This is a genomic window from Enterobacter sp. IF2SW-B1 (assembly GCF_001743375.1).
In the GTDB taxonomy this organism is placed as follows: Bacteria; Pseudomonadota; Gammaproteobacteria; order Enterobacterales; family Enterobacteriaceae; genus Enterobacter; species Enterobacter bugandensis.
The window spans coordinates 224,831-240,289 of the sequence record NZ_MJAA01000001.1; the positions used below are offsets into that span (position 1 = coordinate 224,831).

Genomic DNA, 15,459 nt, shown 5'->3' on the forward strand with positions numbered 1-15,459 from the left:
GGGGCACAGATTTCACCGGAAAGTCACCTTCTTGCGGTTTAAGGCACGTCGTAACCCAGCGCGGCTTTGCGGATGCGGAACCACTGCTGGCGGGTCATCTGCAGCTCTTCGGCGGCCAGCGCGGAACGGACGCGTTCAATTTTCCCGGAGCCAATAATCGGCAGCGGTTTTGACGGCAGACGCAGGATCCAGGCGTAAACCACCTGCTCTATGCTCTGGGCGTTCAGCTCGCGGGCGATGGTTTCCAGCTCATTGCGCAGCGGCAGGAACGCATCATCATTAAACAGGCGTCCACCGCCGAGGCACGACCAGGCCATCGGGCGAATGCGCAGCTGCTGCAGCTGGTCGAGCGTACCATCCAGCAGCAGCGGCTGATGCACCGGGGAGATCTCAACCTGGTTAGTGGCGAGCGTAAACGGCAGACGAGACTGAAGCAGCGCAAACTGGGCCGGGGTAAAGTTGGAGACGCCGAAGTGACGCACCTTCCCGCTCTGATGCAGACTCAGGAAGGCTTCCGCCACCTCGTCGGCATCCATCAGCGGGTCCGGACGGTGAATCAGCAGCAGGTCGATACGATCGGTTGCCAGATTGACCAGCGACTGCTCGGCGCTCTTGATGATATGGGCGCTGTCGGTGATGTAGTGGCCGAGGGCATGCTCCGGTTTGGCCGTGGTGGCAATACCGCATTTGGTAACGATCTCCATGCGCTCCCGGAGTGCCGGAACCAGCTTGAGCGCCTCGCCAAAGGCGGCTTCACACTGATAGCCACCGTAAATATCCGCATGATCGACTGTTGTTACCCCTAAATCGATATGCTCTTCAATAAAGCTTGCCAGCTGGAGGGGGGACATATTCCAGTCCATCAGGCGCCAGTAGCCCATCACAAAACGGGAGAATTCTGGCCCCTGGGGGGCAAGGGTAATACGCTGAACCATAACATTTTCCTCAAGGACGTGATGTCATGAGTATACGCAATTACCGCATTAAAACAGTGAAGGTTGCTGGGGTTCTTCGGTCTCAGAGGCTTTGTTTGCGCGGATTTTGCGCAGAAGTCGCTGTCTGCAGAGGCGCAGCACATCCTGCTTTTGCGTGTCGCTGAAGTTTTGCCAGTTGAAACGCTCGTCACGGGTACGCATGCACCCGCGGCAATAACCACGTTCATCTGACTGACAAATCCCCCGGCACGGGCTCTGGATGGGGAAAAACTCCAGTTGCTCTGCCACACTCACCTCCGGTTAACCTCTCTCACCTACAGTGAAGACGCTAAAAGCGCCGCGTGCAAGGGCTTTACCACAGTTTTGTGGCATTAAGGTTTCACTAATCTTCCCTCTTTATACTCGCCACATCATGACAATGACAGGTTTTACGATCGATGTGGTTAAGTAAAAAGTTACAATGTAACGACATAAAATTTACTCTGGGCTGTGCACTCTTTTTTACTCTGCTTAACGGGCTGTTTATCCAGCGCAGCTGGGCCATTATTGCCCCTGCGCATCTGCACGATATTCTCTTCGCCGCATCCGTACCGGTGGTGCTGTTTTGTGGCTGGGTCATAGTATTTAGCCTGCTCAATATCCCGTATATCCGTAAGCCGCTGATGATCGTCTTAACTGTCGGGTGCGCTGCGGCAACTTACTTTATGTTTACCTACGGCGCGGTCATCGATCAGAACATGATTGTGAACGTGTTCGAAACTAACTCCCAGGAAGCCACCGCGCTGGTGACCCCGCAGATGATTCTGTGGATTGTCATAGCCGGTCTTGTTCCATCCCTGGTGCTGGCGCTGACCCGCATTCGTACCGGCAAATGGTGGTACGCCCTGCTGACGCGTGTTGCCGCGATGCTCGGTGCCCTGCTGGTGATTATTCTTATCGCCGCGGTGTTTTATAAAGATTACGCGTCGCTGTTCCGCAATAACAAAAGCATCGTCAAAATGGTCACTCCGGCGAACTACGTCAGCGCCGTGGTGAAATACAGCAAGATGCGCTGGTTTGCCGGCGATCAAACGCTGGTGCGGATTGGCGAAGATGCGCACAAAGGCGCGCTGATTACGGGTCAGCAGAAGAAAACCGTTCTGGTGCTGGTCATCGGCGAAGCGTCGCGCGCGGCGAACTACTCCCTCAATGGCTACGGGCGTGAAACCAACCCCGAGCTGAAAAAGCAGGATGTGATTAACTTCCCGCAGGCCTCCTCGTGCGGCACTGAAACCGCCGTATCCGTTCCGTGCATGTTCTCCGGTATGACGCGCAGCAAATACGATGCCGACCTGGCGCACCATCAGGAAGGGCTGCTCGACGTGCTCAACCATGCGGGTATCAACCTCCTGTGGCGCGACAACGACGGTGGCTGTAAAGGTGCCTGCGATCGTATTCCCCATACCGACATGACGCAGTGGAAGCTGGATCAGTTCTGCAAAGACCAGTCCTGTATTGATGACGTGAATTTCTACCGCCTGGACAACGTGCTGGACGGTCTGAAGCAGGACACGGTGCTGGTTATCCACCTGATGGGCAGCCACGGTCCGGCGTACTATCGCCGTTACCCGGATAATTTCCGTAAATTCACCCCCACCTGCGACACCAACGAAATTCAGGATTGCGACCATCAGGCGCTGATGAACACCTATGACAATACCATCCTGTATACCGACAGCATGGTCAGCAAAACCATTGATGCGCTGAAAGCCCGTCAGGCGAACATGAACACCGCGCTGATTTACCTCTCGGATCACGGGGAATCGCTCGGTGAAAGCGGTATTTATCTGCACGGCACGCCGTACATGCTGGCGCCGGAGCAGCAGACGCACATTCCGTTTATGTTCTGGCTGTCCCCGGACTATGCGAAAAACTTTGGCATCAACGCGCAGTGTTTACGCGATCACGCAGCAAAAAATGCGGTTTCGCAGGACAATTTATTCTCGACGGTGCTGGGCATGATGGACGTTAAATCAAGCGTTTATCAGCAACAGCTGGACATTCTGAATGCGTGTCGCCGGTAACAGCGCTTGCATTAGACCGAACGGTCTATTAGAGTGAATCCATGAGCAGAAATACTGAACACGACACGCGCGAACATCTCCTGGCGACCGGCGAGCGGCTGTGCATGCACCGCGGCTTCACCGGTATGGGGTTGAGCGAGCTATTAAAAACCGCTGAGGTACCGAAAGGGTCGTTCTATCACTACTTTCGGTCCAAAGAGGCCTTTGGCGTGGCGATGCTGGAGCGGCACTATGCTGCTTACCACCAGCGCCTCGCGACCCACTTCGCCACGGGGGAAGGTAACTATCGGGATCGTGTTCTGAACTACTACCAGGAAACGCTGAACCAGTTCTGTCAGCAGGGCATTATCAGCGGATGCCTGACGGTTAAACTCTCTGCCGAAGTGTGCGATCTCTCAGAAGATATGCGCACTGCAATGGATAAAGGCGCCAGCGGCGTTATCGCCCTGCTGGCGCAGGCGCTGGCGAAGGGGCGCGAAGAAAATACGCTCGCCTTCCCCGGGGATCCCTTAACGCAGGCTCAGGTGCTCTACTCCCTCTGGTTAGGCGCCAACCTGCAGGCTAAAATTTCTCGCAGTGCCGTGCCGCTCGAAAGCGCGCTGGCACATGTGATAAGTACGATTACTGCGCCTGGCGCTTAGCAGGCGTTTTTATTTACGTTATTACTAGTCGACTGGTCTACTCAGGAGTCGTTATGTCAGCTGAAAAATTATTTACCCCCTTAAAAGTGGGTGCCGTCACCGCGCCAAACCGCGTGTTTATGGCTCCCCTTACCCGTCTGCGAAGCATTGAGCCGGGTGATATCCCAACCCCACTGATGGGTGAATACTATCGTCAGCGCGCCAGCTCTGGCCTGATCATCACTGAAGCCACGCAGATTTCTGCTCAGGCCAAGGGATATGCGGGTGCGCCGGGGCTGCACAGCCCGGAGCAGATCGCCGCATGGCAGAAAATCACCGCGGGCGTTCACGCTGAAGACGGTCGCATTGCGGTCCAGCTGTGGCATACCGGTCGTATCTCCCACAGCAGCATTCAGCCTGGCGGTCAGGCGCCGGTTTCAGCGTCTGCCCTGAACGCGAACACCCGCACCTCCCTGCGCGATGAAAACGGCAACGCGATCCGCGTCGACACCTCTACGCCACGCGCGCTGGAGCTGGATGAGATCCCGGGTATCGTGAACGATTTCCGTCAGGCCGTGGCCAACGCCCGCGAAGCCGGTTTTGACCTGGTTGAGCTGCACTCCGCGCACGGTTACCTGCTGCACCAGTTCCTGTCACCGTCGTCTAACCATCGCACCGACCAGTACGGCGGCAGCGTCGAAAACCGCGCTCGCCTGGTGCTGGAAGTGGTTGACGCCGTTTGTCAGGAGTGGAGCCCGGACCGTATCGGTATCCGCGTCTCCCCAATCGGTACGTTCCAGAACGTCGACAACGGTCCGAATGAAGAAGCGGACGCGCTGTATCTGATTGAAGAGCTGGCGAAGCGCGGCATTGCCTATCTGCACATGTCCGAGCCGGACTGGGCCGGCGGTAAGCCTTATACGGAAGCCTTCCGTCAGAAAGTGCGCGAACGCTTCCACGGGGTGATCATCGGTGCGGGTGCTTATACCCCGGAGAAAGCCGAAGATCTGATTAATAAAGGGCTGATCGATGCCGTGGCGTTTGGCCGCGACTATATTGCCAACCCGGATCTGGTTGCTCGACTGCAGCAGAAAGCGGCCCTGAACCCGCAACGTCCTGAGAGCTTCTACGGCGGCGGCGCGGAAGGCTACACCGACTACCCTTCACTGTAATCTCGCCATTGTTCATTGATAGCGGCGACACTTCGCCGCTATACTAAAACATCGTTTCTGTTCAAAAAAATAGTCTATTCCATTGGTTAATGAGGAAATTATGCGCCTACTTCACACCATGCTGCGCGTTGGCGATCTGCAACGTTCTATCGATTTCTACACTAACGTCCTGGGCATGAAGCTGCTGCGCACCAGCGAAAACCCGGAATACAAATACTCGCTGGCGTTCGTGGGCTACGGCCCGGAAACGGATGAAGCGGTCATTGAACTGACCTACAACTGGGGCGTGGACAGCTATGAACTGGGCACCGCCTACGGTCATATCGCGCTGGAAGTGGACAACGCTGCCGAGGCGTGTGAACGCATTCGCAGCAACGGCGGTAACGTCACGCGCGAAGCCGGCCCGGTAAAAGGCGGCACCACCGTTATTGCCTTTGTAGAAGATCCGGACGGTTACAAGATCGAGCTGATTGAAGCCAAAGACGCGGGTCGCGGTCTGGGCAACTGATCCCTCAGGGCGCAACATGCGCCCGTAGTTTTACTGCATCACCCTGCAAAATTTGCCATAATGCGCACTGCTTTTTCCCCTTGTAAGAGACCCTGATGTCCGATAACGCTCAATTTAGCGGTCTGTGCGACCGTTTTCGTGGTTTTTATCCCGTTGTCATTGATGTAGAAACAGCCGGATTTAACGCTAAAACCGATGCGCTGCTCGAAATTGCCGCCATCACGCTGAAGATGGATGAACAGGGCTGGCTTACACCGGACACCACGCTGCATTTCCACATTGAACCTTTCGAAGGGGCAAACTTACAGCCGGAGGCGCTGGCGTTTAACGGTATCGATCCGCATAACCCGCTGCGTGGTGCAGTCAGTGAATATGATGCGCTGCACGCCATATTTAAAATGGTGCGTAAAGGCATGAAAGAGAGCAACTGCAGCCGCGCCATCATGGTAGCCCATAACGCCACCTTCGATCACAGCTTTACCATGGCCGCAGCCGAACGCGCATCGCTCAAACGCAACCCTTTCCACCCGTTCGTGACCTTCGACACCGCCGCGCTAAGCGGTCTGGCGCTGGGACAAACGGTTTTATCCAAAGCCTGCATTACGGCGGGTATACCGTTTGACGGTACCCAGGCGCACTCCGCCTTATACGATACGGAGCGCACCGCAGAGCTGTTCTGTGAGATCGTCAACCGCTGGAAGCGTCTGGGCGGCTGGCCGCTGCCGATGGGCGACAGTGAAGAATAAAAAAAAGCGACCTCTTCAGGTCGCTTTTTTATTAACGCAGAAAATTATTCAGCGTCCGGCTCTTCCGTTTTGTACTTCGCCGCCGTCTCTTTGATCAGCTGCTGCAGTTCGCCGCGCTGATACATCTCAATCAGGATATCGCAGCCGCCCACCAGCTCGCCGTCTACCCACAGCTGCGGGAAGGTCGGCCAGTTAGCGTACTTAGGCAGCTCAGCGCGGATGTCCGGATTCTGCAGGATATCAACGTAAGCAAAACGCTCACCACAGGCTGACAGCGCCTGAACCGCTTGCGCGGAGAAGCCACAGCTTGGCAGCTTCGGAGAACCTTTCATATACAGCAGAATCGGGTTTTCAGCGATCTGGCGCTGGATTTTTTCAATAGTGGTGCTCATGTCTTGCTTCCTTTAACTTCTGTTACGGCAATAGTCTGACATTGTAGCGGGTCAGGCTGGCATCGGAAAATAACATTTTCGTCACGTTTATATATTTTACCCCGACTCCACAAAAGTTGCATTGCAAATGGTGTTTACCCCTTCGCCCGTCAGGGTTTTGCTTAGGGAGTGAACAATTCTGCGTCAGAACGATGAATTTTTTTGCACTTGCTAACGAAACACGTTTTTAGATTGAAAAATGCTATTAACTTCTCGGGTTTTTATGGATTAGAATCGACGGGCTTTGTAAATCACACGCGGGTATTATTGATGACCTGCATATATCAGGGGACTGCCCAGTGGCGCGGATAACTAAAATCTCGATCACGCTCTGTGCTTTACTGTTTACATCACTCACGTTAACGCCAGCGGCAAACGCCTCTCAGCAGGCGCGGCAATCTGCTGTACAAAAAAGCCATCTGGTGAAAGCCACAGAACGTAAGAAAAAAACCAGCAACAAGAACGACAAGAAAAAAACCACCGCTCAGACTAAACAAACCGCTTCCAGCAAGACGAAAACAAAATCTTCCCGCACTACCCGCACCGCCAAAAATAAAGCTTCGCAGACCGCCGCTAACCTCGTTACAGAAAAATGCATTACCCGTAAAGGCCATAAAGCAAAATGCACGAAGGTAACAAAGCTGGCGGATGTGCATAAAGTGCGTGTGCAAAAAGCGCAAAAAACCGCGATGAATAAACTGATGGGGCAGATTGGCAAACCTTATCGTTGGGGCGGCAGTTCGCCGCGTACCGGTTTCGACTGCAGCGGCCTCGTCTATTACGCCTATAAAGATCTGGTTAAATTCCGTATTCCACGTACCGCCAATGAGATGTATCACCTGCGCGATGCGTCACCGGTTAACCGGGGTGAGCTGGAAAACGGCGACCTGGTCTTCTTCCGCACGCAGGGTCGCGGTACGGCTGACCACGTGGGCGTCTACGTCGGCAACGGGAAATTCATCCAGTCTCCGCGCAGCGGTCAGGACATTCAGATCACCTCGCTCAGCGAAGATTACTGGGTACGTCACTACGTCGGCGCGCGTCGCGTCATGACGCCAAAAACCATTCGTTAATCCCTGCCCTGCCGCATCTGCGGCAGGGTAAGTTCCTCTTTTGCATACCCTTTCAATTTGCTATCCTGTCCTTGTTGTCTGTAGGGTTATTGGCAACACAAAATACAATAAGGAGAGAAGCAATGTCGTTCGAATTACCTGCACTACCGTATGCAAAAGACGCCCTGGCACCGCACATTTCTGCGGAAACCCTGGAATACCACTACGGCAAGCATCATCAGACGTACGTCACTAACCTGAACAACCTCATCAAGGGCACCGATTTTGAAGGCAAAACGCTGGAAGAGATCGTTCGCAGCTCAGAGGGTGGCGTTTTTAACAACGCGGCTCAGGTGTGGAACCATACTTTCTACTGGCACTGCCTGGCGCCGAATGCCGGTGGCGAACCTGCCGGTGAACTGGCAGCCGCCATCAACGCCGCCTTTGGCAGCTTTGCAGAGTTTAAAGCGAAGTTTACCGATGCCGCCATCAAGAACTTCGGTTCTGGCTGGACGTGGCTGGTAAAAGAGGCGGATGGCAAACTGGCTATCGTGTCCACGTCTAACGCGGGCACCCCGCTGACCACCAGCGCTACGCCGCTGATGACCGTGGACGTGTGGGAACATGCTTACTACATTGATTACCGTAATGCGCGCCCGAACTACCTGGAGCACTTCTGGGCTCTGGTTAACTGGGACTTTGTCGCGAAGAACTTCGCCGCGTAAGAGACACGCAGAAGGGGTAACCCTTCTGCGTTTTTGCTTATTCAGCCGTGCAAACCGCTTCAGGCTGTTTACGGCCGGACATCATCACCAGCAGCAGGCCGAGCGCGGCAATAATCGCCCCCATCACCGGCACAAAACTGTACCCCAGACCGCCTGAAATCACGGCGCCTCCGGCGGCGGCGCCCAGCGCATTGCCGAGATTGAATGCCCCGATATTCACGGAAGACGAGAGACCCGGCGCCTCATGGGCGACACGCATCACGCGCATCTGCAGCGGCGGCACCACGGCAAAGGTGGCAGCGCCCCAGACAACCATCGCAATCGCCGCGCCGAATTCATTCTGCGCCAGCCACGGGATCGCGACCATAATGACAATCAGCAGGGTTAAAAAGCCCTTCAGCGTGCCGCTCACGGAACGGTCGGCAAATTTCCCGCCGAGATAGTTGCCAATCGAGAAGCCGACGCCAATCAGCACCAGCATCGCGGTAACAAAGAGTGGCGTTGCGTGGGTAATGTCGTGTAAGACCGGCGAAATGTAGGTGTAGAGGGTAAACATCGCTCCTGCCCCCAGCACGGTGGTCAGCAGCGCGGAGAGTACCTGCGGGCGCATCAGCACCGACAGCTCTCTGCGTACATCAGGGCGTTCACCCGCACAGCCTTTTGGCAGGGAGAAGAACAACGCCACCATCGCGACCACGCCCAGTCCGGCCGTCGCCAGGAAGGACATCCGCCAGCCAATGACCTCGCCCAGCCAGGTTGCCGCAGGAACACCGCCGATGTTGGCAATCGTAAGCCCCATAAACATGGTGGCCACGGCGCTGGCCTGCTTGTGTTTTGGCACCACGCTTGCGGCCACGACCGAGCCCAGACCAAAGAAGGCACCGTGGTTGAGGCTGGTCAGAATGCGCGACAGCATCAGAGTGGTGTAATCCGGCGAAATGGCCGAAAGCACGTTGCCCAGGGTGAAAATCGCCATCAGGAAAATCAGCGCATTGCGGCGCGCACGGTGCGAAAGCAGAAGCGTCATCAGCGGCGCTCCTACCATCACGCCGATGGCGTAGGCGCTGATTAACATCCCGGCGGCCGGGATCGAGACGTCCACGCCCCGGGCGATAACGGGCAGTAACCCCATCGGGGAGAATTCAGTGGTGCCAATCCCAAAAGCGCCAATCGCCAGGGCCAGCAGGGGAAAATTGATTTTCATGCGTCAACTCCGGATGCCGTGTCATGTGGTGACACAGAACAAAGAAGCGGAAAGCATGACATCAATCACAAAAAATGAGAAGTTAACAAAATGGCAAAAGATATTTGCCAGAGAAGTAACAATCGGAGCGTTCGGGAGGGAGAAGGCTCTCCCCCCGCGTAAATCAATGCAGCGCAGCCGTCAGGCCAGCCGCCACAATCAGCGCCAGCACAATAACGGTGGTGAACAGCGAAAACTTCAGATCGGAACTCATCAATTTTTCTCCTTTTAATCCCCCCACGAAAAGTGAGCTTGCTCATTTTTGCACAGTTTACGTCAAAAATCTTCCTGGATTTAAGCTGATAAACACTTTACCTCTTCCCCTTTTCATCAAGATAGGCCAAAATTCCACGCTAAATTTATTAGCGTACCGGCCATTGACCCCCTCCTGACGTCCCGTGTCGTTTTCCCGGCGTGCCGCAATTCAAAATTGCGTGATAAGGGTGAGAGAAGGCAAACGTTTACCTTCAAGTTTTTCAGGAGTTTAGGATATGGTCTGGAGTGACATTTAATGGCAACAATTAAAGACGTAGCAAAACGCGCAAACGTTTCCACTACAACCGTATCACATGTAATTAACAAAACCCGTTTTGTGGCGGAAGAGACGCGCAACGCCGTCTGGGCAGCGATCAAAGAGCTGCACTACTCGCCGAGCGCGGTTGCGCGCAGCCTCAAGGTTAATCACACCAAGTCTATTGGTCTGCTGGCGACCAGCAGCGAAGCGGCCTATTTTGCCGAGATCATTGAAGCGGTAGAAAAAAACTGCTTCCAGAAAGGCTATACCCTGATTCTCGGCAACGCCTGGAACAGCATTGAAAAACAGCGCGCCTACCTGTCGATGATGGCGCAAAAGCGCGTGGACGGCCTGCTGGTGATGTGTTCAGAGTACCCGGAATCCGTGCTGTCGATGCTGGAAGAGTATCGCCATATCCCTATGGTGGTGATGGACTGGGGCGAAGCGCGCGCCGACTTCACCGACTCCGTTATCGATAACGCCTTCGAAGGCGGTTACATGGCGGGCCGTTATCTGATCGAACGCGGCCACCGCGAGATTGGCGTGATCCCGGGCCCGCTGGAACGCAACACCGGTGCGGGCCGCCTGGCCGGTTTTATGAAAGCGATGGAAGAAGCGCTAATCACCGTGCCGGAAAACTGGATCGTGCAGGGCGACTTTGAGCCGGAATCAGGCTACCGCGCGATGCAGCAGATCGTCTCCCAGCCTCACCGTCCAACCGCCGTCTTCTGCGGGGGCGATATCATGGCGATGGGCGCCCTCTGTGCGGCCGACGAGCTGGGTCTGCGCGTACCGCAGGACATCTCCGTGATCGGGTATGACAACGTGCGCAACGCGCGCTTCTTCACGCCAGCGTTGACCACCATTCACCAGCCGAAAGATTCGCTGGGTGAAACGGCCTTCAATATGCTGCTGGACAGGATCGTCAACAAACGTGAAGAGTCGCAGTCCATTGAAGTTCACCCTCGCCTCATCGAACGCCGTTCCGTTGCGGATGGCCCGTTCCGCGACTACCGTCGTTAATTTCATTGCGGAGCCAGTCAGTCTGGCTCCCGCAGCCACTCCCGGTTAAGCGTTTCGCTGTCCCCCAGATAGTCCAGCAGCCAGGCCATCGCCGGCGAGACATCATTTTGTTGCCAGGTGAGGCAGCAGGCCGCATCCGGGAACGGATTCTCCAGCGTCAGCTCAACCCACTCACCGGTGTCGATTCGCGGACGTGCAAAATGGGCGGGCACCATGCCTACGCAGAGCCCGGCGCTGAGGCACGTCGCCGACGATCCCCAGTCAGGGGCGACAACCCGCCGCTGGTTGTCCAGCAGCCAGGTAATTCGCTTCGGCAGCGAGCGGGAGGTATCTTCCAGCACCAGCGACGGCCAGCTGCGCAGCGTATCGTCGCTCAGCGGCCCTTCCGTCGCCGCCAGCGGATGATCGCTCGCCACCACGCATTTCCAGCTCAGCATCCCCATATCGCGAAAGGCGTAACGTCCCCCGACCGGGATCGCCTGGGTCGCACCAATCGCCATCTCTACCCTGCCGTCCGCCAGCGCATCCCAGACGCCGTTGAACACCTCCTGCGAGACCCGCAGTTCTACGTCAGAGAAATGCCGATAAAAGTCGACAATCATCTGCCGGGTGCGCTCGGGTTTAACAATGTTATCCACCGCAATGGAAAGGTGGCCCCGCCAGCCGTTCGCGATCTGCTGGCACTGCTCGCGGGTGATCTGCATTTTTTTGATAACAGAGCGCCCTTCCTTCAAAAACCACGCCCCTGCGGGCGTTAATTCCACATCACGATGCCGCCGTTCAAACAGCGGTACCGCCAGCCACTCCTCGAGCTGTCGCACCGTATAGCTGATGGCCGAAGGGACGCGGTGCAACTCCTGCGCCGCTCCGCTAAAGCTGCCGTTACGCGCGACAGCATCGACCACTTCAAGAGAATAATCTGACCACATTTTCTGCCTGCAAAAAATTTGAATGCACCCGCCAAATATTAGCGTTTCACAAGCGGCTTTGCACTCCCTACACTCAGCGCCAACATATACCTGCCTCCTCAGGAGAATAAAACAGTGCAACCCAGGAAAGGTTTTTTAGTCTGGCTCGGCGGCTTAAGCGTGCTGGGCTTTTTGGCCACCGATATGTACCTGCCGGCGTTTGCCGCCATGCAGGAAGATTTGCAAACCCCTGCTGCCGCCATCAGCGCCAGCCTGAGCCTGTTCCTGGCCGGTTTTGCCTTCGCGCAGTTGCTCTGGGGACCGCTTTCGGATCGCTTTGGGCGTAAACCGGTGCTGCTGCTGGGGCTGGCCATTTTTGCCGTGGGCTGCCTGGGGATGCTATGGGTGCGCGATGCCACCTGGCTGCTGGTGCTGCGGTTTGTTCAGGCGGTCGGCGTCTGTGCCGCGGCCGTGACCTGGCAGGCGCTGGTCACCGACTACTACCCGGCGAACCGCACTAACCGTATTTTCGCCACCATTATGCCGCTGGTGGGGCTCTCACCGGCCCTCGCCCCGCTGCTGGGCAGCTGGATCCTCGCGCACTTTGACTGGCAGGCCATCTTTGCCACGCTGTTTGCCATCACGCTGGTGCTGATGCTGCCGGCGTTCGCCCTCAAGCCCGCGCATAAAAAAGAGGCGCACGCAGACGCGAAGCCGATTACCTTCACCTCCCTGCTGAGCGCGAAAGCGTATCGCGGCAACGTTCTGATCTATGCCGCCTGCTCGGCGAGCTTCTTCGCGTGGCTGACCGGTTCGCCTTTTATTCTGCACGATATGGGCTATAGCCCTGCGGCCATTGGCCTGAGCTACGTTCCGCAGACCATCGCGTTCCTGGTGGGCGGGTACGGCTGCCGCGCGGCGCTGCAAAAATGGGAAGGCCAGCAGATGCTGCCGTGGCTGCTGGTGCTCTATGCGCTGAGCGTCATCGGCACCTGGGCCGTTGGCTTTATTCCGGGCGCGGGTCTGGCCGAAATATTGATTCCATTCTGCGTGATGGCCATCGCGAACGGGGCGATCTACCCTATCGTTGTGGCGCAGGCACTGCGTCCGTTCCCGCAGGCGACAGGCCGCGCGGCTGCGCTGCAGAACACCCTGCAGCTGGGGCTGTGCTTCCTGGCAAGCCTGGTGGTCTCCGCGCTGATTGCCACGCCGCTGCTGACGACAACCAGCGTGATGCTGGCTACCGTTGCGCTGGCCGTCATAGGCTATCGCATGCAGGCTTCCGCGCAGGATGAGAGCCCGCAGGTAGAAACCTCGCATGCCTAATCGCGCCAGAAACTATGTTAATTTTCAGTGATTAGGTTGCTAAGAATTTTCTATTGAATCACCAAATTTTGAGGCCTATACTAAATTTGGTTCGATTAAATACGATAAATATTATGTGTTAACGGGAGCCGGAGTGCTCCCGTTTTACCATGGAAGGCATTTCGGCAAGGGTTATCTCCCTTCCTCTGTTCTACGTCGGATACTAGCCTCGCGGTATTTACCGTGAGATTTCTCACAAACCAAAAAAGCGTCTACGCTGTTTTAAGGTTCTGATCACAGTAGGGTGATGGAGAAGCTATGAGTTCATCGTGTATAGAAGAAGTCAGCGTTCCGGACGATAACTGGTCCCGGATCGTCAGTGAACTGTTAGGTCGGGCAGGCATCACTATCAACGGATCATCCCCATCGGATCCTCAGGTTAAACATCCCGATTTTTTTAAACGCGTGTTGCGCGAGGGGTCGCTAGGCCTGGGGGAAAGCTATATGGACGGCTGGTGGGAATGCGAACGGCTGGATACTTTTTTCGCCAGCGTGCTGCGTGCTGGTCTGGAAAAACAGCTCCCCCGTAATCTTAAAGACACCCTGCGTGTCGCCTCTGCCCGTCTCTTTAACCTGCAAAGTAAAAAGCGTGCCTGGATCGTCGGCAAAGAGCATTACGATCTCGGCAACGATCTGTTCAGCCGCATGCTGGACCCCTTCATGCAATACTCCTGCGCCTACTGGAAAGAGGCGTCGACGCTTGAAGAGGCTCAGCAGGCCAAGCTGCGCCTGATTAGCGAGAAATTGCAGTTGCAGCCCGGTATGCGCGTGCTGGATATTGGCTGCGGCTGGGGCGGGCTGGCGTATTTTATGGCGAAGCACTACGGCGTCAGCGTGGTCGGCGTCACCATTTCCGCTGAACAGCAAAAAATGGCGCAGGAGCGCTGCCTGGGGCTTGATGTGGATATCCGCCTGCAGGATTACCGGGATCTGAACGAACAGTTTGACCGGGTCGTTTCCGTGGGCATGTTCGAGCACGTCGGGCCGAAAAATTACGACACCTATTTCGAGGTGGTGGACCGTAATCTGAAACCGGACGGTATTTTCCTGCTGCACACCATCGGCTCTAAGCGGACCGACAATAACGTTGACCCGTGGATCAACAAATACATCTTTCCGAATGGCTGTTTACCGTCCGTACGCCAGATTGCCAACGCCAGCGAATCCCATTTCGTGATGGAAGACTGGCATAACTTCGGCGCGGATTACGACACCACGTTAATGGCGTGGCATGCACGTTTTCAGGAAGCCTGGCCTGAAATTGCGGACAACTATTCTGAACGATTCAAGCGGATGTTTAGCTATTATCTGAATGCCTGCGCGGGGGCGTTTCGCGCGCGAGATATTCAGCTCTGGCAGGTTGTTTTTAGCCGTGGGATTGAACACGGCTTGCGGGTCGCACGCTAGAAAAATAACCCCGGCCAGCCGGGGTTATTTTTTATTCTTCTTCTACAGTTTTAATTATTGCGGCTTCTTTTGCGGCCAGCACGCGCTCAACGGTATCTACAACCGCCTGGGTTTGCGGATCGATTTCGATATTCACGCGATGCCCCAGTTTTTTCGAACCCAGCGTGGTGCGCTGCAGCGTCTCGGGAATTAAATGCACGCAAAAACGCGTCGGAGTAACTTCTCCCACCGTCAGACTAATCCCATCAATGCCAATAAACCCTTTATAGAGGATGTATTTCATTAATGACGGGTCCTGCACTTTAAACCAGATTTGACGGTTATTTTCTGATGTAACGATTTTCGCCACTTCGGCGGTGGTCATGATGTGCCCGGACATCAGATGGCCGCCAATCTCGTCGCTGAACTTCGCCGCGCGCTCAACGTTGACGGTGTCCCCCACCACCAGCTCGCCCAGGTTGGTAATACGCAGCGTCTCTTTCATTAAATCAAAGCTAATCTGGTTGCCATTAATTTCGGTGACGGTCAGGCAGCAGCCGTTATGGGCAACCGAGGCGCCGGTTTCGATGCCGTCGAGCATATATTCTGGCAGCTCTACAACATGAGTACGAAAATTAGGTTTTTCATCAATGGACACCACTTTGGCGGTGCCCTGCACAATACCAGTAAACATGCTTACAACTCCTGTTTTTTCCGGACGGTGGTGACACCGTTTAATCCCACCACAATAACAGTTGGAAAAACAGG

17 protein-coding genes are annotated in these 15,459 nt (G+C 55.6%); 10 read left to right on the forward strand and 7 right to left on the reverse strand.

Translation table 11 applies throughout. From position 1 onward, the window contains the following. Positions 1-38 precede the first annotated feature (38 nt). Together A6013_RS01045 and A6013_RS01050 are read right to left on the reverse strand one after the other, a co-directional pair. Positions 39-935 (reverse strand): aldo/keto reductase family oxidoreductase, encoded by an 897-nt coding sequence (locus A6013_RS01045; protein ID WP_069732381.1) that lies wholly within the window; start codon positions 933-935, stop codon positions 39-41. Between the two features lie 48 nt (positions 936-983). After that, the gene (locus A6013_RS01050; RefSeq protein ID WP_028012898.1) at positions 984-1,223 is read right to left on the reverse strand and encodes a DUF1289 domain-containing protein; all 240 of its coding nucleotides are present in this window, start codon (positions 1,221-1,223) and stop codon (positions 984-986) included. 149 nt (positions 1,224-1,372) lie between these two features. Between A6013_RS01050 and eptA the strand changes: the two genes are divergently transcribed. The 5 genes from eptA to rnt all read left to right on the forward strand — a co-directional run bounded on the left by eptA (position 1,373) and on the right by rnt (position 6,044). After that, the gene (gene eptA, locus A6013_RS01055) at positions 1,373-2,998 is read left to right on the forward strand and encodes a phosphoethanolamine transferase EptA (RefSeq protein WP_048960364.1); all 1,626 of its coding nucleotides are present in this window, start codon (positions 1,373-1,375) and stop codon (positions 2,996-2,998) included. 41 nt (positions 2,999-3,039) lie between these two features. Continuing rightward, the gene (locus A6013_RS01060) at positions 3,040-3,639 is read left to right on the forward strand and encodes a TetR/AcrR family transcriptional regulator (protein WP_047368408.1); all 600 of its coding nucleotides are present in this window, start codon (positions 3,040-3,042) and stop codon (positions 3,637-3,639) included. Between the two features lie 53 nt (positions 3,640-3,692). Next, complete coding sequence (locus tag A6013_RS01065) at positions 3,693-4,790, forward strand: alkene reductase (protein WP_028012895.1); 1,098 nt, start codon at positions 3,693-3,695, stop codon at positions 4,788-4,790. Between the two features lie 100 nt (positions 4,791-4,890). Continuing rightward, positions 4,891-5,298: a lactoylglutathione lyase gene (gene gloA, locus A6013_RS01070; protein WP_013096923.1), complete on the forward strand. Its 408-nt coding sequence runs from the start codon at positions 4,891-4,893 to the stop codon at positions 5,296-5,298. 95 nt (positions 5,299-5,393) lie between these two features. Beyond that, positions 5,394-6,044 carry a ribonuclease T gene (gene rnt, locus A6013_RS01075; RefSeq protein WP_028012894.1) on the forward strand — a complete coding sequence of 217 codons (651 nt, stop codon included), beginning with the start codon at positions 5,394-5,396 and terminating at the stop codon, positions 6,042-6,044. Between the two features lie 44 nt (positions 6,045-6,088). Here rnt and grxD read toward each other — a convergent pair whose 3' ends face one another. Beyond that, positions 6,089-6,436: a monothiol glutaredoxin 4 gene (gene grxD / locus A6013_RS01080; protein WP_003832760.1), complete on the reverse strand. Its 348-nt coding sequence runs from the start codon at positions 6,434-6,436 to the stop codon at positions 6,089-6,091. Positions 6,437-6,774: 338 nt separating this feature from the next. Here grxD and A6013_RS01085 point away from each other — a divergent pair, with 338 nt between their 5' ends. Together A6013_RS01085 and sodB are read left to right on the forward strand one after the other, a co-directional pair. Next, positions 6,775-7,548, forward strand: coding sequence for a C40 family peptidase (locus tag A6013_RS01085; protein ID WP_047368407.1), 774 nt, complete (start codon positions 6,775-6,777; stop codon positions 7,546-7,548). Positions 7,549-7,670: 122 nt separating this feature from the next. Next, positions 7,671-8,252: a superoxide dismutase [Fe] gene (sodB, locus tag A6013_RS01090; RefSeq protein ID WP_028012892.1), complete on the forward strand. Its 582-nt coding sequence runs from the start codon at positions 7,671-7,673 to the stop codon at positions 8,250-8,252. A gap of 37 nt (positions 8,253-8,289) precedes the next feature. On the opposite strand, the gene A6013_RS01095 is transcribed toward sodB, so the two are convergent. Together A6013_RS01095 and A6013_RS26615 are read right to left on the reverse strand one after the other, a co-directional pair. Beyond that, positions 8,290-9,456: an MFS transporter gene (locus A6013_RS01095; protein WP_069732382.1), complete on the reverse strand. Its 1,167-nt coding sequence runs from the start codon at positions 9,454-9,456 to the stop codon at positions 8,290-8,292. 163 nt (positions 9,457-9,619) lie between these two features. Next, positions 9,620-9,709, reverse strand: coding sequence for a YnhF family membrane protein (locus tag A6013_RS26615; protein WP_020688313.1), 90 nt, complete (start codon positions 9,707-9,709; stop codon positions 9,620-9,622). A 297-nt stretch (positions 9,710-10,006) separates the two neighbouring features. Here A6013_RS26615 and purR point away from each other — a divergent pair, with 297 nt between their 5' ends. Then, positions 10,007-11,032 carry an HTH-type transcriptional repressor PurR gene (gene purR / locus A6013_RS01105; protein ID WP_008500597.1) on the forward strand — a complete coding sequence of 342 codons (1,026 nt, stop codon included), beginning with the start codon at positions 10,007-10,009 and terminating at the stop codon, positions 11,030-11,032. A 17-nt stretch (positions 11,033-11,049) separates the two neighbouring features. Here purR and punR read toward each other — a convergent pair whose 3' ends face one another. After that, a complete protein-coding gene (gene punR / locus A6013_RS01110; protein WP_028012890.1) occupies positions 11,050-11,961 on the reverse strand; it encodes a DNA-binding transcriptional activator PunR in 912 nt (303 codons plus the stop codon). A 114-nt stretch (positions 11,962-12,075) separates the two neighbouring features. Here punR and punC point away from each other — a divergent pair, with 114 nt between their 5' ends. Further along, a complete protein-coding gene (gene punC / locus A6013_RS01115; protein ID WP_069732383.1) occupies positions 12,076-13,266 on the forward strand; it encodes a purine nucleoside transporter PunC in 1,191 nt (396 codons plus the stop codon). Between the two features lie 297 nt (positions 13,267-13,563). Beyond that, positions 13,564-14,712: a cyclopropane fatty acyl phospholipid synthase gene (gene cfa / locus A6013_RS01120; protein ID WP_028012888.1), complete on the forward strand. Its 1,149-nt coding sequence runs from the start codon at positions 13,564-13,566 to the stop codon at positions 14,710-14,712. A gap of 31 nt (positions 14,713-14,743) precedes the next feature. Here the strand turns inward: cfa and A6013_RS01125 are convergent, their stop codons facing one another. After that, the gene (locus tag A6013_RS01125) at positions 14,744-15,385 is read right to left on the reverse strand and encodes a riboflavin synthase (RefSeq protein ID WP_069732384.1); all 642 of its coding nucleotides are present in this window, start codon (positions 15,383-15,385) and stop codon (positions 14,744-14,746) included. Positions 15,386-15,459: the final 74 nt, after the last annotated feature.

Bases quoted from the DNA above. Each gene is read 5' to 3' on its own strand.
- rnt (WP_028012894.1), top strand. From the start codon at position 5,394: ATGTCCGATAACGCTCAATTTAGCGGTCTGTGCGACCGTTTTCGTGGT.
- gloA (WP_013096923.1), top strand. From the start codon at position 4,891: ATGCGCCTACTTCACACCATGCTGCGCGTTGGCGATCTGCAACGTTCT.
- A6013_RS01125 (WP_069732384.1), bottom strand. From the start codon at position 15,385: ATGTTTACTGGTATTGTGCAGGGCACCGCCAAAGTGGTGTCCATTGAT.
- A6013_RS26615 (WP_020688313.1), bottom strand. From the start codon at position 9,709: ATGAGTTCCGATCTGAAGTTTTCGCTGTTCACCACCGTTATTGTGCTG.
- punR (WP_028012890.1), bottom strand. From the start codon at position 11,961: ATGTGGTCAGATTATTCTCTTGAAGTGGTCGATGCTGTCGCGCGTAAC.
- A6013_RS01095 (WP_069732382.1), bottom strand. From the start codon at position 9,456: ATGAAAATCAATTTTCCCCTGCTGGCCCTGGCGATTGGCGCTTTTGGG.
- cfa (WP_028012888.1), top strand. From the start codon at position 13,564: ATGAGTTCATCGTGTATAGAAGAAGTCAGCGTTCCGGACGATAACTGG.
- purR (WP_008500597.1), top strand. From the start codon at position 10,007: ATGGCAACAATTAAAGACGTAGCAAAACGCGCAAACGTTTCCACTACA.
- A6013_RS01065 (WP_028012895.1), top strand. From the start codon at position 3,693: ATGTCAGCTGAAAAATTATTTACCCCCTTAAAAGTGGGTGCCGTCACC.
- eptA (WP_048960364.1), top strand. From the start codon at position 1,373: ATGTGGTTAAGTAAAAAGTTACAATGTAACGACATAAAATTTACTCTG.
- A6013_RS01045 (WP_069732381.1), bottom strand. From the start codon at position 935: ATGGTTCAGCGTATTACCCTTGCCCCCCAGGGGCCAGAATTCTCCCGT.
- sodB (WP_028012892.1), top strand. From the start codon at position 7,671: ATGTCGTTCGAATTACCTGCACTACCGTATGCAAAAGACGCCCTGGCA.
- A6013_RS01060 (WP_047368408.1), top strand. From the start codon at position 3,040: ATGAGCAGAAATACTGAACACGACACGCGCGAACATCTCCTGGCGACC.
- grxD (WP_003832760.1), bottom strand. From the start codon at position 6,436: ATGAGCACCACTATTGAAAAAATCCAGCGCCAGATCGCTGAAAACCCG.